The organism is Flavobacterium sp. CFBP9031 (assembly GCF_034044945.1).
Classification (GTDB): domain Bacteria; phylum Bacteroidota; class Bacteroidia; order Flavobacteriales; family Flavobacteriaceae; genus Flavobacterium.
In genome coordinates, this window is record NZ_JAXCWF010000001.1 from 431,914 (window position 1) to 451,515 (window position 19,602).

17 protein-coding genes and 1 riboswitch are annotated in these 19,602 nt (G+C 35.0%); of the genes, 3 read left to right on the top strand and 14 right to left on the bottom strand.

Annotated features, from left to right (window positions below; genetic code table 11):
* Positions 1 to 155: 155 nt before the first annotated feature.
* Positions 156 to 725 carry an RNA polymerase sigma factor gene (locus SOM12_RS01890; RefSeq protein ID WP_095928965.1) on the bottom strand — a complete coding sequence of 190 codons (570 nt, stop codon included), beginning with the start codon at positions 723 to 725 and terminating at the stop codon, positions 156 to 158.
* A 337-nt stretch (positions 726 to 1,062) separates the two neighbouring features.
* Between SOM12_RS01890 and SOM12_RS01895 the strand changes: the two genes are divergently transcribed.
* Positions 1,063 to 1,341 (top strand): hypothetical protein, encoded by a 279-nt coding sequence (locus SOM12_RS01895; RefSeq protein WP_095928966.1) that lies wholly within the window; start codon positions 1,063 to 1,065, stop codon positions 1,339 to 1,341.
* Between the two features lie 11 nt (positions 1,342 to 1,352).
* On the top strand, positions 1,353 to 1,817 hold the full coding sequence (locus tag SOM12_RS01900) for a hypothetical protein (protein ID WP_095928967.1): 465 nt from the start codon (positions 1,353 to 1,355) through the stop codon (positions 1,815 to 1,817).
* Between the two features lie 12 nt (positions 1,818 to 1,829).
* Here the strand turns inward: SOM12_RS01900 and SOM12_RS01905 are convergent, their stop codons facing one another.
* The 9 genes from SOM12_RS01905 to SOM12_RS01945 form a co-directional block, all read right to left on the bottom strand.
* The gene (locus SOM12_RS01905; protein ID WP_320492188.1) at positions 1,830 to 3,008 is read right to left on the bottom strand and encodes an MFS transporter; all 1,179 of its coding nucleotides are present in this window, start codon (positions 3,006 to 3,008) and stop codon (positions 1,830 to 1,832) included.
* 46 nt (positions 3,009 to 3,054) lie between these two features.
* Positions 3,055 to 4,275 carry a DUF763 domain-containing protein gene (locus tag SOM12_RS01910; protein ID WP_320492189.1) on the bottom strand — a complete coding sequence of 407 codons (1,221 nt, stop codon included), beginning with the start codon at positions 4,273 to 4,275 and terminating at the stop codon, positions 3,055 to 3,057.
* A 171-nt stretch (positions 4,276 to 4,446) separates the two neighbouring features.
* Positions 4,447 to 5,538 (bottom strand): AI-2E family transporter, encoded by a 1,092-nt coding sequence (locus SOM12_RS01915; RefSeq protein ID WP_320492190.1) that lies wholly within the window; start codon positions 5,536 to 5,538, stop codon positions 4,447 to 4,449.
* Between the two features lie 113 nt (positions 5,539 to 5,651).
* Positions 5,652 to 6,356: an ion channel gene (locus SOM12_RS01920; RefSeq protein ID WP_320492191.1), complete on the bottom strand. Its 705-nt coding sequence runs from the start codon at positions 6,354 to 6,356 to the stop codon at positions 5,652 to 5,654.
* Between the two features lie 218 nt (positions 6,357 to 6,574).
* Complete coding sequence (locus tag SOM12_RS01925; RefSeq protein WP_320492192.1) at positions 6,575 to 8,143, bottom strand: MFS transporter; 1,569 nt, start codon at positions 8,141 to 8,143, stop codon at positions 6,575 to 6,577.
* 3 nt (positions 8,144 to 8,146) lie between these two features.
* Positions 8,147 to 9,211 carry an HlyD family secretion protein gene (locus SOM12_RS01930; RefSeq protein ID WP_095928973.1) on the bottom strand — a complete coding sequence of 355 codons (1,065 nt, stop codon included), beginning with the start codon at positions 9,209 to 9,211 and terminating at the stop codon, positions 8,147 to 8,149.
* An 11-nt stretch (positions 9,212 to 9,222) separates the two neighbouring features.
* Complete coding sequence (locus SOM12_RS01935) at positions 9,223 to 10,569, bottom strand: TolC family protein (RefSeq protein ID WP_095928974.1); 1,347 nt, start codon at positions 10,567 to 10,569, stop codon at positions 9,223 to 9,225.
* Between the two features lie 329 nt (positions 10,570 to 10,898).
* A complete protein-coding gene (locus SOM12_RS01940; protein WP_095928975.1) occupies positions 10,899 to 11,372 on the bottom strand; it encodes a cupin domain-containing protein in 474 nt (157 codons plus the stop codon).
* On the bottom strand, positions 11,369 to 12,367 hold the full coding sequence (locus tag SOM12_RS01945) for an NADP-dependent oxidoreductase (RefSeq protein WP_320492193.1): 999 nt from the start codon (positions 12,365 to 12,367) through the stop codon (positions 11,369 to 11,371). The genes SOM12_RS01940 and SOM12_RS01945 overlap by 4 nt, the downstream gene beginning before the upstream one ends.
* A gap of 92 nt (positions 12,368 to 12,459) precedes the next feature.
* Here SOM12_RS01945 and SOM12_RS01950 point away from each other — a divergent pair, with 92 nt between their 5' ends.
* Complete coding sequence (locus SOM12_RS01950) at positions 12,460 to 12,837, top strand: helix-turn-helix domain-containing protein (protein ID WP_320492194.1); 378 nt, start codon at positions 12,460 to 12,462, stop codon at positions 12,835 to 12,837.
* Between the two features lie 249 nt (positions 12,838 to 13,086).
* Here the strand turns inward: SOM12_RS01950 and SOM12_RS01955 are convergent, their stop codons facing one another.
* The 4 genes from SOM12_RS01955 to SOM12_RS01970 all read right to left on the bottom strand — a co-directional run bounded on the left by SOM12_RS01955 (position 13,087) and on the right by SOM12_RS01970 (position 19,322).
* On the bottom strand, positions 13,087 to 14,559 hold the full coding sequence (locus tag SOM12_RS01955; protein WP_320492195.1) for an aminotransferase class V-fold PLP-dependent enzyme: 1,473 nt from the start codon (positions 14,557 to 14,559) through the stop codon (positions 13,087 to 13,089).
* A gap of 84 nt (positions 14,560 to 14,643) precedes the next feature.
* Complete coding sequence (locus SOM12_RS01960; RefSeq protein ID WP_320492196.1) at positions 14,644 to 15,636, bottom strand: TlpA disulfide reductase family protein; 993 nt, start codon at positions 15,634 to 15,636, stop codon at positions 14,644 to 14,646.
* A gap of 237 nt (positions 15,637 to 15,873) precedes the next feature.
* A riboswitch (SAM riboswitch) is annotated at positions 15,874 to 15,974 on the bottom strand.
* A 217-nt stretch (positions 15,975 to 16,191) separates the two neighbouring features.
* Entirely contained in the window at positions 16,192 to 16,647 is a 456-nt protein-coding gene (locus tag SOM12_RS01965) for a response regulator (protein ID WP_320492197.1), read from the bottom strand.
* 2 nt (positions 16,648 to 16,649) lie between these two features.
* A complete protein-coding gene (locus SOM12_RS01970) occupies positions 16,650 to 19,322 on the bottom strand; it encodes a PAS domain S-box protein (protein ID WP_320492198.1) in 2,673 nt (890 codons plus the stop codon).
* Between the last annotated feature and the right edge of the window lie 280 nt (positions 19,323 to 19,602).

The window sequence follows — 19,602 nt, forward strand, 5'->3', positions numbered from 1 at the left end:
AATAAGACAGTTAGAAAGGGGTTTTGTCATAGATGAAAATCAAAAAAATATTAATTTATCATTAATAAATTCATCGAAACGTTAGTTTCTCTTTATTAATGAGGCTTTTATGAGTAGATTTTATTTTAAAATTTAACAAAAAGAACAAGAAAAATTTACCAGACAAAAACATTCAGCGCCGATTTTAGCTTTCCGCGAAGAATTTTTAGCGAATTATAAACTTGCTGTTTAGCCGTTTTGTCTGTTATGTTTAATTGAAGTGCAATTTCGTCGTATGAAAGTTCTTCTACTTTTCTTAAAAGAAAAACTTCACGCATTTTTTCAGGAAGTAAAGCAATTTCGCTTTCAATAATAGCTTCCAATTCTTTTTCTCTGAGTTTAGAATCTGCAAAAACATAATCATTTTCAATAAAGTTCGAAAAAGAATCTGCGTAACGAGAAACTACTTTCTCGTGAGCAATATGATTCAAGATTCTGTTTTTGGTTGCTTTGTATAAATAAGAAGATAACGATCCTGTGATTTCCAACTCCCGACGCTTGTTCCAGATAAACAAGAAAACTTCCTGAACAACATCATTGGCTTCATCATGATTTCCAGTCATTTTGTAGGCATGATTTACTAAAAGTCTAGAATATCTTTCGAAAATTTCTGTATAGGCCAATTGATCATCATCCTTAAGGAGATTTAATAAGATATGATCAGCATATTTGCTATAAACAGACATTAATTAATAAAAAGTGAGGATCAAAAACGCAATATTAAACAATTTTAATGTTAAAAGCCAAAAGATTATTAAGTTAAAAAAAGCGCAAAGGATTTCGTAAACATTTTTGAATAAAATTCAATATGATTAATCTTAATAATATTGAACAGCAGTATTATAGTTAAAAAAGTAGTCGCATTTTCAAATTTTTGCTTTTTTCTGGGTAAATTTAAGGGTAAATGAAAATTTGACAATACTATAAAAAAATTATATAAAACAGTTAGCAGTTTAAGACAGTAATTTTAGAATAATCTAAAAGATAGAGATAATTATTATTCATCCTTTAAAACCGATTATTATGACATATGAAAATTACGCATCTGAAGAATTTGAAATGAATTCTTATGAAGAACAACTACTACTAAATTATGACGACTTTTTAGACGGTGACTACACCAATAGACTGACAGCCTCTAATCATTATAATCTAGAGCTTGGAGAATTGGAAGATAATCTTGAATATGATTTCGATTCAGAATATGATGAAAATGATTGGGAAGAAGAAGAGCTAAATGATATTGAAGGAGAATACGATAAGAATGAGGAAAAACCTGGAAGTTTTGAAATGTTAGGCTAAAAAATACTGCTATGAAAAATTGGTTTCTATTTCTAATCTCAGTCTTCTTATTTTCATGTCAGCAAAAGGAAAACAAAAAAACTTCTGCGGACTCCCCGATGCCAGTTGTTCAAGAAGAAAAAAAGCAGGAGAATAAACAAGTTGGCGACACTATTTCCATGAATTTTAAGAATGAAGAAAATGTGTTTTCAGCCGAAGGACATTTAGATTCTCTAAATTCAAAAATATATGTCAAATTCAAAAATGAAGATTTGGGCAAATTAAACGCTCAAATAATTCCAGATACAGGAAAAGGAAACATTCGTTTTAATCAAATTATTTTTCCGGATAAAACCTCAGACGGCCCTTTCGGAATGGACATGAAAATGCCGCTTAAACAAAAAGGAACGCATATTTTTGTCATCGGACATTCTTTAATGGCCGACAATCCGTATTATGGTAATTTTAAAGTGCAGTTAAAGATTCAAAAAGAATAAGGCGCTATAAAATTATGCTTTGATTTTCCTTTTATTTCTCGCCCAATAAGTAAGATATACAATTCCTAGAATTAGCACCAAGATATCAAATCTAATGATTTGCGGTATACGGTTGATTTGATCGTTATAGTAAGTTCCTCCTAAAAGAGCTCCCAAACCGATTCCGAGTTCCATCGAAATATACATCGTTGCGACCGCCTTTCCTCTATGTTCAGGATTACTCATATCAATAGTCCATGCGCTAATGGCTGGCGACAAAATACCGGTACCGACTCCGTAAATTCCGGCTCCGATTAATAACATATTGATATCTCTTCCTGCACTTATTACAAAAAGAGCAATCGAAGTGATGATTAATCCAGCCATGATCACTTTTGGACGGCCATGTCTATCGGAAACTTTTCCCGCGCCAAAACGAACCATAACGGAAGCTACCGTAAAAGCAGTAAAAAATATTCCTTTATTGGTTGCTCCCAGATGCTCACTCCAATCCGGAATTAAGGTTAAAATAAGTCCGAAAGCGGTGTAGGAAAGAAAAGTGATAATTCCTGCTGGAAATACATTTCTATCTACAATATCATTTTTGCCTATAATGAACATTGATCGGTTCAATTTTTCTTTTGTCAAAAGAGTTTCTTTCATGTTCATTACGATAATAATGGAAAAGAAAGCCAAAAACGACGAAGTATAAAACATAATATTGATTCCGTACGAATTCACAATCATACTGCCCAACGCTGGTCCTAGCGCCCCGCCAATACTAAAACATAATCCGTGCATTCCGAGTGCTTCTCCCCATCTGTGTTGCGGAATAATATCGGCCACATAAGCCGAAGTTGATGTTGGTTTAAATCCAGTTGAAAAACCATGTACCAAACGCAACAATAAAAATCCTGAAACAGAACTCAAAATTGGATACAGAAATCCGCAGATTACACATACCGAAGAACCTATTGCCATAACTGGAACGCGTCCCCATTTATCGGTAAGTTTACCGCTAAACGGACGAGAAATTGCAGCCGTCAAGGTAAATAAGGAAATAATAAGTCCTTTGTATTCTGCTCCTCCCAAACTGCTTAAGTAATTTGGAAGCTCAGGTATCATCATATTAAAACTTGATGAAAACAACAAGGAACTCAAGCAAAGTAAAATGAATTGTAAGGTATAGATTGATTTTTCGTTTTGTGACATTATTAGATTTTTATATAACTAAAGGCAGATAGATAATTATGATTCTTTAAAATAATTCCAGCTGATTGCTTGGGTTTATAGGCTTCTTTTTTGGAGGTTTCGCATCTCCAAAAATGGTTCTTCCGCCATATTTATGCGACTCCTCTCTTTCTCTTTGAACAAGAGCATCAAAATTGGAATTTGGCGTAAAACTTTCTTCTGCTTTTCTTGAAATTTCAGATAGTTTCTGAATAGCGCTCAATTTATCGCTATTCCCGATTTTAGCACGATTAATAGCTCTTTGCAACGTGTCTATTGTTTCATCGTAGATTTTAACGGGAACAGGAAACGGATGTCCGTCTTTTCCGCCATGTGCAAAAGAAAAACGGGCTGGATCATCAAATCGTGTTGGAGTTCCGTAGATTATTTCGCTTACCAAAGCCAAAGACTGCAAAGCTCTTGGTCCCATTCCTTTTAAAAGCAGTAGCTCTTCAAAATCTTCTGGCTTGTTTTCGTGAGTAGCCCAAAGCATTGCGCCCAATCTTTTCATATTCACATCTTCCATTCTCACATCGTGATGCGCGGGCATAGAAAGATGCTGCATTTCTTTTATAATTTTAACGGGTGATTCTTTTACCAATTCTAAAATACCTTCACGAGATTTTGTGGCCGCATTGGCCGTAAGATTTAAAATTGCACCTTGATTTTCGCCATAAATAAAAGTGTGCGGTTCGTTTATAAAAGACTTTAAATCTTGCGAATGCCAATGGTATCTTCTGGCAGTTCTAGAATCAGGATTCATTCCCTGCTGAATTACAGCCCATTGTCCTTTATTATCTACAATAAAATTATGCTGATACAATTGAAATCCGTCCTGAATGGCAGTATTGTCAACTTTAGCGGTAAGCCTGCTGCAGTTGGCAAGATTAATTCCGTCGAGACCTGTTTTTTCGCCAACAAATAAAAGCTCTTGCGGCGTTGCCATCGAGTGTTTTCCTTTGCCTCCGCAGATATAAATTCCGAGTTCTTTGGAGTGCGGATTCACCGATTTTTTCAGTGCTCCAAGCACCGAAGTTGTAATTCCAGAGGAATGCCAGTCCATTCCCATAACGGCTCCAAAACTCTGAAACCAAAACGGATTACTCAATTTACTTATCACTTCGGCAGTCGAAAATTCCATTGCAATGGTTTCTACAATCGCAAAACCAAGTTTAGACATTCGCTCAGCAAGCCATAATGGAACATGTCCATAATGTAAAGGAAGATCTGCCGTGCCTGAACGTTTCATTTGATAAAATTATAATCCTGCAAAAATACTTTATTTAATTGTGAATTATAAATTGTGAATTGTTAATTCAAATGTAAAAAGTTTTGAGATGTGAAATGTTAGATGTGAAAGGGTACAAAGTGAAAATTAGAAAATACTTGCATAGCACCTATCACATCTTACAATTAACAATTAACTAATTTCAACATCTTCTACAGGTTTTTCAATGGGTTCTGAATTATCATCCAGCCAAGCAACAAAGAGTTTGTAGCCTATTGAAAACACAATGGGTCCAACAAACAATCCGATAAAGCCCGACATGATAAATCCGCCAATTACACCTAGAAAAATAACAAGCATAGGCACAAGAGCGCCTTTTCCTAGTAATAATGGTTTTAGAACATTATCTGATAATCCGCTGATAATGAAAAACACCGTCCAAAAAATAGCATAACCAGAATCTCCTGTTGAAAAAAGGTAAATAATAACACCAATATTAATTATAATGGGTCCGATCTGTAAAATAGAAAATATCAGACAGATCAACGTCAAAATTCCAGCGTATGGAATATCGGCCCAAAACAATCCAATTGCCTGAATAATGGTCTGAATAACGGCAACTCCCAAAATACCTTTAACCACTTGGTAAATAGTTGAAACCGAAATGGTCATAATTTCTTCGGCTTCACTTCCTGCAATTTTTCTAAGGAATTTCATAAAGAAAGTTTTACCACCTGGGGATACTAATAAAACTCCCGCAATAATAACCGATAAAATAAACTGAAGAAATGCCGCACCAGAACTCAAAATACTGGCCATGATTTTAGACGACAATTCTCGTATCTGATCTTGATACTTCACAACGCTCTGTTCCAAATCTGTTGATAACGAAAGTAAAAATTCGTAGAGCGGTTTACCAATTATCGGCCACTCTTTTATAGAAGCTCCTGGCGGAGTAATTTTTAATGTTCCTGCTTCAAAACTGTTTTTTAGTTCTATAAAATTACCAGCTGCCGCTTTCAAGAAATAGATTAGAGGCACCACCATTATGGCAATAAGCAAAATAGTAATAACAACCGATGCCAGTGCTTTGCGTCCTTTTAATATTCGCTGCAGCGAATTAAACAACGGATAAAACACAACCGAAAGTATTACCGCCCAAAGAATAGGCATAAAAAAAGGCAGTAGCAACTTAAGACAAAATCCCACAAGGAGAAAAATGAAAAATAACTGCAAAATAGTATCGAAAAGCTCTTTCTTTTTATTCGAATTGGTTGTTTTCATGGTTATTGTTTTTAATGGTGAATGGTAAATTGTGAGTTGTGAATTGTAAATGATAAATCAATTCTCCTCTATAAATCTTGACTCTTGTGTCTTTACTCTATATTCTATATTCTTTACTCTTTATTCTTCCCCGTCTTATTAACAGCAAAATTGGCATCTGAAACCAGTCTTCCGATTAAGATTACGGGATACAGAACACCTGTAAGCACTTCAATCTGAACTAGCGAACGAGCCAAAGGATGTAGAGGTACGATTTCGCCAAAACCCGTCGATGTGATACAGACATAACTGAAATACATAAAACTAGCCAGATCGCTATTACTTGAAAATTTAGATTCGGTTATTTGGAAAGCGCCTTCAATATGCTGAAATAGAAATAAATAAAGTGTAGACCAAAAGTGAACTAGAATCATATATACCACAATTGAACCCACAATTCGATAAGTAGTTACTGGTCCGGGTTCTAAAACTTTCATTAAAACCAAAGTGATCAAAAGCAGCATAATCGCAACTGAAAGAATGAGATCCGCAAAAAGGATGAAAATATTATGTTCGAAATAATTAATCCATTGCGTTATAATAAATAAAAAGGGAATTATGGAAATAAGAAAAGCCTGTTTTTTATGTTTGGATAAAGCTATAATTCCCGCAAAGAGAAACAGCATCCAAAATATATTTACCGCTGCCATAAAACGCGAATAACTGCCAAAAAACGGAATGACAATAAAATGCATCATAAACAGAAGTATCAGCATACCACTCAGTCCGCTTTCTTGTGTCCAAAAGCGATATAAAAAACGGCTTTTTTTAACTATCATAATACAAAATTCTAAATATTAAATTCCAAATTCCAAATTCCAATCCCGAAGCCTAAGGATAAATTCCAAAAACTAAATTCCAAATTCCAATCCTGAAGCCTAAGCCTAAGGGCAAATTCCAAAAACTAAATTCTAAATTCCAAATTCCAATATCAAGCCTAAGGACAAATTCTATATTCTATATTCTTTACTCTTGCTTGCTTCTTTCCTCTCCACCCTCAAATCGGTATCGGCTCTACTTCTACCCTTCCAATTGGTCTTCGCCAAAGTTTGAAAAGCAGAATAATAAAAATGGGCAGAAAACAAACTGCCGACATTACCAGATAAATATCTTTGTATGCCAATAACATAGAAGTTTGAGAGGTTTGATTCGAAAGACTTTTCTCGGCTTTTTTCTGCGCTTCAGCATCTGATAATCCCATAAATAAAAATTGCCTTTTTGAGTTTTCCAACTGTTGTTCGGCTTGTTTATTTAGCGGACTCAACTGCTGACTTAAACCTGTTTTATGCTGTACATTCATATTCGAAATAAAAGTCCCGAGAACAGCGCCTCCAAGTAAAGAGGCAAAAACAGCCTGAGCGATGATTCCAGTCATCATGCGCGATGTGCTTAAAAAAGGAGGAATTCCTTCTGAAATGTATAATAGCGAAACAGGGAAAAGAAACCCCATTCCAAATCCTTTAAAAATTAAGGGCAGATAAAAATCCGATGCATCGATTCCGGGATAGAATCTGAAAAAAAGTATAATATGATACATTCCGTAGCAGGCAAAACCAATTACCCAAATCGTAGCCAGATAAATGCGTTTGTATAAAAGATAAGTCGAAAGCGGAATCGAAATGCACAACCCAATCAAAAGTGAAAGATGTGTTACTGCTCCCAAAACAGAATCAAAGCCTAGAATATTGGTCATATAGCCTGTTACGACACTTCCAGTTCCGTTTATTATTCCGATATAAAACATTAAAAACGCACCTGGAATAACGTTTTTAAACTTGTAAACGTCTAGATTAATTAAAGGTTCAGTGGTAAAACGAACGTGAAGCAGATAGATTCCTGCCACAATAAATAAAACTGCAAAAGCCAGCGTTATTTTTGGATCACTAAACCAATTTCGGGTCTGCCCTTCGGCACATAAAAAAAGAATAATTGCAAAAAACAAAATCAGGATGATCCAACCTCGCCAATCAAATTGGAATTTGGTTTTCATGGGTGCCACATCGGCTTTGTAAAAATACCAAGCCAAAAGAATGCAAATCAAAAAATTGACATTCAGGAAATAAATTCCAAACGTCCAATTATGAAAACTTACAAAATGCGCTCCTAAATATTGATACAAATGCTGGCTTCCTTTTTGTATAAACTGAAAAATGCCGTACAGCAAAGCCATATTTAAAGCGGGATTGTATTTTAATAAAATAGGCACCATCGAAGCAAATATTCCAATGACTGAAACCATTGCCAAAAGAGAACGACATACAACAAACCAAGCAATTGTTGGTGCAAACAATGAAGCGGTATTGAAGATTAACGATAAAAATGAAACCGATAAAATCATGGTTCTAACCTTGATTTGTTTTCCTAATTTCAAACCTAAAGGCAGAAAAGCCAGCATGACAAAAATCGGAACGTAAACCGTATAACTAAAAGCAGTCGTAGAAGATCCAAAATGTCCTAATATCTGCGAATTATCATAAGTCGTAACATTGAGTCCGTTAAAAAAAGGAATCGTCAGGATATACAATCCTGTCAGTGTAAAAACGCTTCCTTTTTTTCCTGCAAACATCTCTTATTTTTTTACATCAACTGTTACATTCATTCCGGGTCTAACTTCCTGAAGCTCTTTTGTGGGAGTTTCAAATTCAATTTTAACTGGGATTCGTTGGGTGATTTTGACAAAATTTCCAGTCGAATTATCAGGTTCTACCATTGAGAATTTAGCTCCCGTAGCAGGAGAAAATCCAGCTACTTTTCCTTTAAACTCTTTTCCATCCAAGGCATCAATTGTAATGGTTACTTCTTGTCCCTGTTTTATTTTTTCGATTTGAGTTTCTTTAAAATTGGCCGAAATCCATAATTTTTCATTCAGTACAATTGTCGCAATGGTTTGATTGGCATTGATTAATTCTCCAATAGACAAATTTCGTTCGCCAACAAAACCACTCGTAGGAGCGGTAATAATAGTATATGATAACTGAAGTTTTGCCGCATCAAGATCTGCTTTCTTTCTGGCAACTGTGGCTGTGGCTGCTTCAAGATTAATCGAACTTTGTTTGGTAATAGAACTGCTGGCATCCAAACCTTTTTTTCCTGCCTTGACATAAGCTTCTTCTGATTTTAATTTAGAAATAACCTGATCGTACTGATTCAGCGTTACGGCCGAATCGGCGTACATATTTTTGAAACGCTGATAATCTTTTTGCGCTTTGTCTAAACTCGCCAAATCCCCAGCCAATTTCTCTTTTCCCGAAGCCTGATTAGAAATAGAAGTCGTTATATTCTGCTGTAGCGAATGCAGATTTCCTTCGGCTATAGCCAGATCCGCTTCTGCTTGTTTGACCTTAATGATATATTCGGAATCGTCTAAAACAACCAATGTATCTCCTTTCTGCACCTTCTGATTGGCTTCAAATCGTATTTCTTTTATATGTCCAGTCGCTCTTGCCACAACATTATTGATGTAAGCTTCAACCTGAGCATTATTGGTGGTTTCATAAGAACTAAAATCAAAGAATAAACTTAAAATCCACAATCCGCCCGCAATCAAAAAAACAAATGACAATACCGTTAGAATTGTGTTTCTTCTTTTTTCATTTTTCTGAACTGCTCCGTTTTGTGTATCTGTTTCGCTCATAACAAGATGTATTAAAGTTTACCCATTGCATATTGAAGTGAGTAATATTGAATGATTAAATCTAAATTGGCGTTTACAAGTGAAATTCGAGAGTTGTTCAGCTGTAATTCTGCATCAACAATCTCGCTGATTAAAGCAAAATCGTTGTCGTAACGGCTTTTTACAATTTTATAATTGCTCATCGACAACTCCACATCTTTTTTGTAGGTTTTGATATTTTCTTTGCTTTCTGCATATCTCACATAAGCATTTTTAACTTCGGTCGTAATCTGGTCTTTGGTAACTTCTAGGGCTATATTACTTTTATCGATTTCCAGTTTATCGCCGCTAATGCGATGTTTCAGATTATAGAAACTCGAAATATCCCAATTCAAAGAAAGTCCCGCCGCCCAATAATTGAGAATGTTTACATAATTGGGCCACTGCGCTGGATATTCGGTATTCAGAATAACATTTGCATTTAAGCTTGGCTTAAATCCGCTTTTGGTGAGACTTAGTGACGATTCAGACAACTTGATTCTTATATCTGCCCGTTTCATCTCTTCCCTGTTCAGAAAAGCTTCTTCCAAACTTTGCTGCAGGTTCATATTTTCTGTCGGAATCATGCTTTCCGTTACTTCTGGCTTCAGAATCGTATTGGTTGGAAAACCGATTAAAATATCCAGATAATTGCTAATCAGCTCAATCGTATTGGTGCTTCTAAAAACCGAAACCTTAAAATTAGATTGCTGCAACTCGGTTCTCAAGAGATCACTCGTAAGGTTCTGACCATTTTTTACACGTGATTTTAGCTGATTTATTCGAATATCGGTATTAATAATATTCTGTTTGGTAACCTCAATCTGACGATATAATTTCTCAAGTGTAAAATATTGTTCTGTAATCGCATTCTTGACATCGGCTTCTGTCATTTTTACAGCAGATTCCTGCATTTCACTGATTAATTCCTGCTGATTAATTCTAGTGTTTATGGCATTTCCAGCGTAAATTGGGAGTGAAGAAACAATATTGGCAAAACCTTGATGATCGTAATAATCTACGGTAACATTTCTGGCATAAAATCCTTCATAGATTTTAGGATCACCAATATAATTGTATCCACCGTTTAAACTTATTCTTGGCGCTTTGGCAATTTTGGCCTGACTGACATTTTCATTTGCAATAGCCAAATCTGCATTGGCCAATTTTAATTGCCGGTTGTTTTTAATGCCCAATAAAATGGCTTCATCCAATCTTATTTTTTTAGCAGACGCCAGACTGATCGTATCCTGCTGCGCAAAACTTACATTGAGGCTGCAGCTCAATAAAAAAAGAGCTAAATGCTTTAAACGAAAAACTTTAAACCGCCAATAGCTCATGAGATGATATTGATTTAATTTTGCACTTTTGGGAAATTTGCAATCAACATTAGCAGAACTTTCGAGAGAATTAAATTTTAGCTAGGCGGAAAAATTACGATGGTTAATTTGGATTCTGCTATTCCAACATTATGATTTTCGTATAAATTTAAACAATTCTTATTCAATACTTTATAGTATAAACACTCAAAATTGTTTCATTTTATAAAATGGAACAACTTCAAAGGTTTCTATGCCTATTTTAAACCAAAAAAAAATTGCAACAATCAAATGAGATCATTGCAATTTTACAAATAAATCAAAATGTAGTTATCGGCGTGTAATTTACATTATTTTGCTTTTGTGGCATCCAATAAGATCGCCAATTGAATACAAGGCGAATCCGATCGATTGCTCCAAGCGTGATTGGTTCCGCGCTGAATTACAATATCTCCAGCTTGCAGTAAAGTCTCTTCTTCGTCTACAATCAAATAAATTTCACCCGAAATAATGATAATGTAATCTAAAGTATCAGTCTGATGCATTAACGGATGTGGCTCTCCTTCGAGAGCAACAATTCCTAAATCTTTGTCGGGCGGAATCTGGACATAACGAAAATAACTTCCGTTTTTAGGCGTATTTGGAAAAGCGGTATTTTCAATAATTTTCTCCTCAAATCTTGCTGGCGTCGTATCTGTCGACCAGATATCTGAAATGATTAATCCTGGAAAATGTTCCGACACATTCGAAACGATTTCATCTTGTTCTATAATCGATTTTCCGTCTCGTAAACCTGTTACGATTCTTCTTGGTATTGTTCTCATTCTTGATTAATCTGCATTATTAATTTTCTGCCACTGGTTTTGTTTTCTCTCAAAATAGTAAGTGCTTTATCTACTGTTTCTTGGCTCAACCCTCCAATTACATTAATATTTGGCGGTGTAATTATTTCATTTTCTAATAAATCACTCAACTCTGTTAATCCGTTTTTATAGTAATCGTATTGTTTTTCAACTCCATACGCATAATTTGAAATATTATGAATTGTAGCACCTCTCGAAAAGAGAATTCCACGCGATTCTGGGGTAGAAAAATTTGTGACATCAATATACTTTCCGTTTATTTTTAAAAGTTTTGCAGCAATTTCTGCAACATGATTTCCAACTAAATCAACGGCGATATCAAATTTTTTATTTCCGTTTAAAGAAAAAGCGGCTTCGTAAATTTCTTCTTTTCGATAATTAATGATTTGTTCTTGTTTAACGCCAAGATTTATCAAAGAAGCGATACTTTCTTCGTTTCCAGCTGTAACCACAAAATTGGTAAAACCTTTAGCAATAAGCAGTTTCATAAAAACATTCCCTACTCCACCAGCACCGCCCGTAATTAATATCGAATCGGTTAAAGAAGCGTTCATTCGCTTAAAAGATTGCAAAGCCGTGAGTCCAGCTGATGGAATTCCTGCCGCTTCTTCAAAAGAAATATTCTGTGGTTTCTTTACTGCAATTCCTGCTGGGACACAAATATATTCGGCATAAGTACCGTTTGATCCCATACTTCCAGAGCCGCAGAAAACAGCGTCTCCAATTTTAAGCTCCGTTACCTCATCACCAATTGCTGTTATAATTCCAGAAAATTCTCTTCCTAAAATTGGCGAATGTATCAGCTTCCTTTCAGAACCGTTTTCGGTCATTTGATAATCAATCGGATTAAATCCTGAAGCCATAATTTTTACCTGAATCTGATGCGATTCTGGTTGTGGAATTACCACTGTTTCCAGTTTAAATTCACGGTTTTCCTGTAATACAATTGCTTTCATTTTTATCATTTTAGTTTACAAAAGTATCGCCGTAATGCCTTATTTTTGTTATGGGTTAACCCAAGGTAACCGGTTACCAAAGAGAAACTAGTATGGCAAAAATTAACGATAACGGAGTACTTCGCGAGGCCAATTGTTCTGAAGAACTTATGGCAATGCGTGACAGTCTTGATGTTTTGGGCGGTAAATGGAAATTGATGATTCTAAGGTTTTTAACCAATAGAACGCATCAGGTGATTCATTTTAAAAAAATGCAACGTGAAATTGATGGTATTTCGGCTAAAATGCTCAGCAAAGAACTCAAAGAACTGGAAACCAATTTACTTATTACCAGAGCCGAACAAAATACCAAACCTGCAACTGTCGTTTACGCCATTACCGAATATGGAAAATCCGTGCTTCCTGTTACAGAAACCTTAGTCAATTGGGGATTGGCGCATAGAGAGAAGATTATCGAGTCGCATAAATAATTCTAAAAAACATTCCGTTAGGAATGTCTGGTTGGTAGAATCAGATTTCAACGCACATTTGCACGTTCCGTAGGAACGTCTGATTAAGAGCGCAGATACATAATTCAATTATACAGGTGTCCCTACAGGACACAACGTAAAACACAACCATTTTTTTTCTACCGACGAGATATTCCTACGGAATATTATCTCATTGGAAACCTGACAGGTTTTAAAAACCTGTCAGGTTTAGAACTTAACTAACTATACTTAAACTAACTTAAACCATTCGTTTACTTCTCTTGCGATGGTATCTTTAATTTCCGGATTTTCAAATTCATTTGAAACCGGATTATATTCATAATCTTTTTTCCATTTTTTATAATTCAGAGCTACTTTTTCAATTGCATCGCAGGTATAAAAAAGCTCTTCATTGCTCATAATCGGATGCAGTGACAAACGCACCCAACCTGGTTTATTGGTTTGATTTCGCTGCAATAATTCATTGGTAATTTCAGCCGATTTCTTTTCGTTGATATTAAACAGATAATGCGCATAAGTACTCGCACACGACCAGCCTCCGCGAACCTGAATTCCGAAACGGTCATTTAAAAGCCTTACGATCAAATTATAATGAATATCTTCAATAACAAAAGAAACACAGCCAATTCGTTCTGTAGTTAGATCTCCTAAAATCGATAAACCTTCTATTTTTTGAAGTCTTGAAAAACAAAGATCAAGCAGTTCTTTTTCTCTTTCTTTGATTTTCTCCACGCCCATTTGCTCTTTTAATTCTAAAGCCAATGCTGTTCTAATAACTTGAAGAAATCCAGGCGTACCACCATCTTCTCTCACTTCTATTACATCGCTGTAACAATATTTTCCTAGCGGATTGGTCCATTTTACATTTCCTCCGCCCGGATTATCCGGAAAATCAGATTGGTATAATTTTTCATTGAAAACCAAAATACCACAAGTTCCAGGTCCTCCTAAAAATTTATGCGGAGAAAAGAAAATAGCGTCCAATTGTTCTTCTGGATCTTTTGGATGCATATCGATTTTGACATACGGCGCCGAAGCTGCAAAATCTACAAAACAAAGTCCGCCGTTTTGGTGCATGATTTTGGCTAATTCGTGATAAGGCGTAATAATTCCTGTAACGTTCGAACAAGCCGTAAACGAACCTATTTTTAAGCTTCTGTTTGCATATTTTTTAATCGTTTCAGCAAGAACATTTGGGTCGACTAAATTGTTCTCATCAGGCGGAAGAATAATTACCTCTGCATTGGTCTCATACCACGAAACCTGATTAGAATGATGTTCCATGTGCGTAATAAAAACCACAGGTCTGTCTTCTTCCGATTTTGTTCGAAGCGCCATAATACGCTGCAGTTTTGATAAAGCTGCCGTCATACCGCTTCCAGTTGTTACCAAAACATCCGAATCATTGGCATTAACCAATTTTTTAATAATATCTCTCGCATGCTGATAAGCATAAGTAGACGTTTTTCCTGTCTGACTTGAAAGTGAATGCGTATTGGCAATCATTGGACCAATTTTATTGAGCATTATATCTTCGATCGGATGGTATAATCTTCCGCTGGCAACCCAATCTGCATAAACCAGATTTTGTTCTCCGTAAACCGATTCGAAAGTATGGTCAATTCCTACTGTATTTTCTCTAAATTTAGAAAAGTAACATTCAGGCTCTGTTGGTTTTGTTGTTGGCTCAATCGCATTCATTTCCTTATCATTTTAAATTAACTAATATGTATTCCTTCTCAATTTTTGTCATTTCGAGGAACGACAAGATTGCGTATTTCTTTATTAAATTTTATTTTCTAAAAGCGTTTTTAGTGTAGCTTGTAATTCTTCTCCATGCAGATTTTTAGCGACGATTATTCCTTTAGAATCCACTAAATAATTTCCTGGAATAGCTCTTACACCGTATAATTTAGCAACAGCACTGTTCCAGAAAAGTAAATCTGAAACATGTGTCCAGGTTAAATTATCATCTTGGATTCCTTTAATCCAGTTTTCTTTCTTTTTATCTAGAGAAATCCCTACAATGTTGAATCCTTTATCATGAAATTCTTTGTAAGCGGCTACAATATTCGGATTCTCTCTTCGGCATGGCCCGCACCATGAAGCCCAAAAATCAACTAGAGTATAACCTCCCTTTAAATTGTCATAAAGTCGAACTGGCTTTCCGTCAGGATCATTGGCTGTAAAATCAGGGGCTTTTTTACCAACTGCTAATCCGTCTAAAACAATAGCCAGTTCTTTTAATTCTTTCACGTAAGTGGTATTTTGAAGACTTTTATCCAGCAAAGCAATATTTTGTGTAATCTGCTCTGGCGTTAATCTATAAGACCAGTTTCTGTACAATACATAAGCCGAAACAATAGATTTTGGATGTTCGGTTATGAATTTACTGATTTCTACATCTTTGCTCTTTTTATAGATTTCGAACAAATCTTGAGAAGCCGAACCTTCAACTACAGAAGCAGTATAATATTTCTTCGGACTCAGTTTTACTGTAATCGGGTCTTTTTCAAGAAAAACATACAAAGGCGAACTTTCTGTATTGACACTTAATCCGTATAATTCTGGTGTTTTTACTTTTGTTTTAAAACTAAAATTTCCATCTTTTACTTTTACCGAATCAATTGTAGTAAACATTTTATTGTGAAACTTTTGCAGGTAAACATATTGTGCTACGGTATCGACAACAGTCCCTTTTAATTGTAAATTATTTTCCTGCGCTTGAGTTTGAAAAGCTCCAAAAAGCAAAGCAAAACCGAATAGTATTTTTTTCATTTTATTTTTAGTTTTAAGATTAGACAAAAGAATTTTAGGCCAATGAAAAAGTCATTAGCGATATTGTTGTTTATAAAAGAAATTGGAGAGAAACTAGTCTTTTAGCCTTCAGAAAAAAGCAAAACTGTTTTCTTCAAAAATGGAATTCAAGAGTTCATAACTGGTGTACAAAATGGATTCTGCTTTCATAATAAAGATTTTAATTGGATGATCTTAAACAGATTTACGGAGAAATCTTTCTTATCTGCCCGCACACAGCGGAAGGATTTAGCACCTTATTCGGCAACAGGTTGCTAAGACTTCAATGGGCCTATTCCCTCAGTCTTTCTGGATAAGTATCATTATATAAATTTTCTGTGATACAAATATATATTAATTCTACCGAATTAGTCAAGTTTAAAATCATTTTTTTTATTTTTTTTTATTAAAATAACCTTTCAATACAATTCAAGATTTTAAAAATCAACATCTTAAAATAAAAAACACTTTTTAGCAAGCCCTTTTTTTATAAAAGAAATTCATACGTTTTGCTTTTCAAGAAAAGAAAACATCGTTTTATTCTGCAAGAAAAACATGCAAATATTTATTCTTTTCAAGATTTGAAAAAGTTTCTTTTACTCCATTTTCAAGGTTTGAAGTAATTAATCTCAAGACCTGTTTTAAGTCGTCAAAATTATTTGGTTTCACAAAATAGCAGAGCGCTCCAAGATTGGCAGCCGTATCCATATCATTTATGTATGAAGAAGTAGAAATCATAATTACAGGAATATCTCTATATCGTTCTTCTGATTTTAATTGCTTCAGACATTCCCAGCCGTTCATAACTGGCATATTTAAATCTAGAAAAACAATTTCTGGAATCTTCTCCTGATTTTTCAGCGTATTTAGCACACCGCTACCATTTTCTGAACAATGACAAACAATACTTTCATCTATTTCTGCCAATGCTTCGCAAAACATTTCTGCATCATCCTGATCGTCATCTGCCAATAAAATCATCTTTTCTTGCATACTTAAATGTCTTTTACTTTTTGCTCAAATGGCAATGTTATAATAAAAATGGCTCCTTTATTAGCAATTCCTGTGGCTGTAATACTTCCGCCGTGACGTTCGGCTATTTTTTTGCAAAGCGATAACCCTAACCCCGTTCCTTCATAACGATCCTTAGAATTTAAGCGTGTAAAGGTTTCAAAAATTCGTCCTGTTTGATCAAGATCAAAACCAATTCCGTTATCTTCTACTGTAATTATCGCAATTCTGTTCCCTTCTTCAATTTGTTCTGTTGCTGTAATACTTATTTCTGGCGGAGTATCTTCTTTAGCAAATTTAATAGAATTATTAATAAGATTATAAAACAGCTGATACAACAATACTGAAGCACCTTCTATAATAGGAAGTTCTTCAAAATAAATGGTCCCATTTGTATTTTGAAGCGCAATTTCAAGATCAGTTTCTATATTTTTAATAACTTCATTTAAATCGACTACTGTAGTTTTTTGCGAATCGGCATTCATTTTCGAATACGCTAAAACACCATCAATCATATTAAACATACGATCTGCCGCGACATGAATTCGTTCAATATATTTTGATGAAGATTCGTCAAACTGTCCTGCCATATGATCTTCTAGACGGCTTAAAAAAGTTTTAATCTTTCGAACCGGTTCTTTTAAATCATGCGAAGCAACATGCGCAAACTGCTGTAAATCGTCGTTAGATCTTTGCAGTTCTTTAGTGCGATCTGTTACCAAAATCTCAAGTTTTTCAGTAATCGACTTTTGTTCGTGAATATCTGTACAGGTGCCAAACCAATTGGTAATGATGCCTTCTTTATCTCTAATAGGAAGCGCTTTACTTAAAAACCATCGGTATTCTCCTGTATTGGCATTTTTTAAACGAAATTCCGTCTGATAAGGAACTCCGGCATGGACACTTTCGTACCACATTTTTGACACTAAATAAACATCATCTGCATGTAATTTTGAAATCCAGCTTGGATCTCCAAATTCATCTTCTATGTAACCCGTATATTCGTACCAGCGGCTATTGTAATAATCAACAAAACCTTCTGAATTGGCTGTCCAAATAATTTGAGGAACCAAATCTGCAAGCTGTCTAAATCGTTCTCCACTTTCTGCAATAACATTTTGAAGTTCTTTCTGCGAAGTAATATCACTCGATGCACCAAACCATTCAATAATTTTTTCTTGATCGTCTAATATCGGTACTACTCTAGAGAAAACCCAGCTAACAGAATCGTCTTTATTTATAACCCTATGCTCCATTTCAAAAATGGATTTTTCTACTATAGATTTAGAAATAAGATGTACAGCCATCTGCAAATCGCTCGAATGAATAAATTTATCCAACCAATTGACACCACGTTCTCTTTGATTAGTCGAACTTCCATCTCCTTCTAAATCTTGCATAATCATCCAATCGGCATCCATTCTATAAACCAAATCAGATGATGCGTTGATTAAAGCTCGAAAACGGCTTTCACTCTCCTCCATTTTTTGGCGTGCTACAACTTGTTGAGTAACCTCAACCGCCACTTGTATCATTCCTGTTATCTCTCCATCTTCAATTAATGGGCGATAAGCCAAATTATAATAATAGTTTTTTAATTCACCTGTACGATTGTGAGGCACCAAAACTTCACTTTGATCAAAGGGAATTCCTTCATTATACACCTTTAAAACTTGCTCCCAAACATATTGCCCTTCGAGTTCTGGCAAAACATCAATCAGTCGCATGCCAATAATTTCTTCTCCTCGTCCAATCATTTGCAGCATATGCTTATTGATCTGCTCAATAATAAGATCATCGCCTTTAAGCACTAAAGTCGGAGCTGGCGTTTGATGAATCATTTTGCGAAAACGATTCTCACTTTGCTGCAATTTTTCCTGTGCTTGCTTGCTTTCTGTAATATCACGTGTTGTTCCAGCAACAAACTCTACTTCTCCATTTTCATTAAAGACTGGAACAAAAATATAATCGTAAATTCTTCTTCCCAGTTCTGCATGCGGAAAAGAAACTGTTCCTCGAAGTGGTTTTTTCGTAGCCACTACAGTATCTATTTCTTCTTCATGCATTTCGGCATGCCAGTCCTCATAACCATTTTCAATTAATCCGCGTCCGATTGCGTCTTCTTCAGACTTGCCCCACATCGTCAATAAAGCTTTGTTTGCGTAAGTAAATTTATAATCGAGACTAAAGACATAAGCCAGATCAGGAGTTCCGTTTAAGATAGAATTGTATAGCCTTTTTTGTTTTTCTGCATCAAGCAATGCATTATGAAGCGCTGTTTCGGCATGTTTCTTTTCTGTGATATCTTCCATGGTTACCACCAAAACATCGTCTTGTTTTACAGCAGTAAATCTGAAACATTGTTTGTTGGCTTCTTCTCGATACCATTGTTCAAAATTGGCTGTAACTCCAGTTTCTGCAGTTTCAATAAACTGTTCTAAAATATTGGTTTTATTTATTTTAGAGAAAACTTTACTGAATGGTTTTTCTTTGTATTCTTTATCATCAATCCAGTTGATGATATAAGTATTAAACAATAATATTGAAAAATCTTCTATTTTGCCTTTATTATCGTACAAAGACTTTAAAACTGCTATTCCATTTGGCGCAGAATTAAAGACGGTTTGAAAAAGGTCTAAATTATTTATTAGCTCCATTATCGTACTAAATAAAGGTAATTTCTAAAGTTGTTTAATAAAAAAAAGGCATTGAAACGGTTAAACTGTTTCTCAAATATAGAGAAAAACGTTTTTATTTTTAACATTCGTTCAATTCTTTTATCTGATTCTAAAATCAAAAAAGCTGAATCATTAAGATTCAGCTTTCTACTATTTTTTTGCCGAATAATTATTTCGTAATTGTATCGGCTTTAACTGTTACAGTTGTATCCATATTAATCGTATCCACTTCTGGTCCAACGGTATCAATAGTGTTTTG

Excerpts from the sequence above, each read along its gene's own strand:
- SOM12_RS01890 (WP_095928965.1), bottom strand. The coding sequence starts at position 725 with ATGTCTGTTTATAGCAAATATGCTGATCATATCTTATTAAATCTCCTT.
- SOM12_RS01895 (WP_095928966.1), top strand. The coding sequence starts at position 1,063 with ATGACATATGAAAATTACGCATCTGAAGAATTTGAAATGAATTCTTAT.
- SOM12_RS01900 (WP_095928967.1), top strand. The coding sequence starts at position 1,353 with ATGAAAAATTGGTTTCTATTTCTAATCTCAGTCTTCTTATTTTCATGT.
- SOM12_RS01905 (WP_320492188.1), bottom strand. The coding sequence starts at position 3,008 with ATGTCACAAAACGAAAAATCAATCTATACCTTACAATTCATTTTACTT.
- SOM12_RS01910 (WP_320492189.1), bottom strand. The coding sequence starts at position 4,275 with ATGAAACGTTCAGGCACGGCAGATCTTCCTTTACATTATGGACATGTT.
- SOM12_RS01915 (WP_320492190.1), bottom strand. The coding sequence starts at position 5,538 with ATGAAAACAACCAATTCGAATAAAAAGAAAGAGCTTTTCGATACTATT.
- SOM12_RS01920 (WP_320492191.1), bottom strand. The coding sequence starts at position 6,356 with ATGATAGTTAAAAAAAGCCGTTTTTTATATCGCTTTTGGACACAAGAA.
- SOM12_RS01925 (WP_320492192.1), bottom strand. The coding sequence starts at position 8,143 with ATGTTTGCAGGAAAAAAAGGAAGCGTTTTTACACTGACAGGATTGTAT.
- SOM12_RS01930 (WP_095928973.1), bottom strand. The coding sequence starts at position 9,211 with ATGAGCGAAACAGATACACAAAACGGAGCAGTTCAGAAAAATGAAAAA.
- SOM12_RS01935 (WP_095928974.1), bottom strand. The coding sequence starts at position 10,569 with ATGAGCTATTGGCGGTTTAAAGTTTTTCGTTTAAAGCATTTAGCTCTT.
- SOM12_RS01940 (WP_095928975.1), bottom strand. The coding sequence starts at position 11,372 with ATGAGAACAATACCAAGAAGAATCGTAACAGGTTTACGAGACGGAAAA.
- SOM12_RS01945 (WP_320492193.1), bottom strand. The coding sequence starts at position 12,367 with ATGAAAGCAATTGTATTACAGGAAAACCGTGAATTTAAACTGGAAACA.
- SOM12_RS01950 (WP_320492194.1), top strand. The coding sequence starts at position 12,460 with ATGGCAAAAATTAACGATAACGGAGTACTTCGCGAGGCCAATTGTTCT.
- SOM12_RS01955 (WP_320492195.1), bottom strand. The coding sequence starts at position 14,559 with ATGAATGCGATTGAGCCAACAACAAAACCAACAGAGCCTGAATGTTAC.
- SOM12_RS01960 (WP_320492196.1), bottom strand. The coding sequence starts at position 15,636 with ATGAAAAAAATACTATTCGGTTTTGCTTTGCTTTTTGGAGCTTTTCAA.
- SOM12_RS01965 (WP_320492197.1), bottom strand. The coding sequence starts at position 16,647 with ATGCAAGAAAAGATGATTTTATTGGCAGATGACGATCAGGATGATGCA.
- SOM12_RS01970 (WP_320492198.1), bottom strand. The coding sequence starts at position 19,322 with ATGGAGCTAATAAATAATTTAGACCTTTTTCAAACCGTCTTTAATTCT.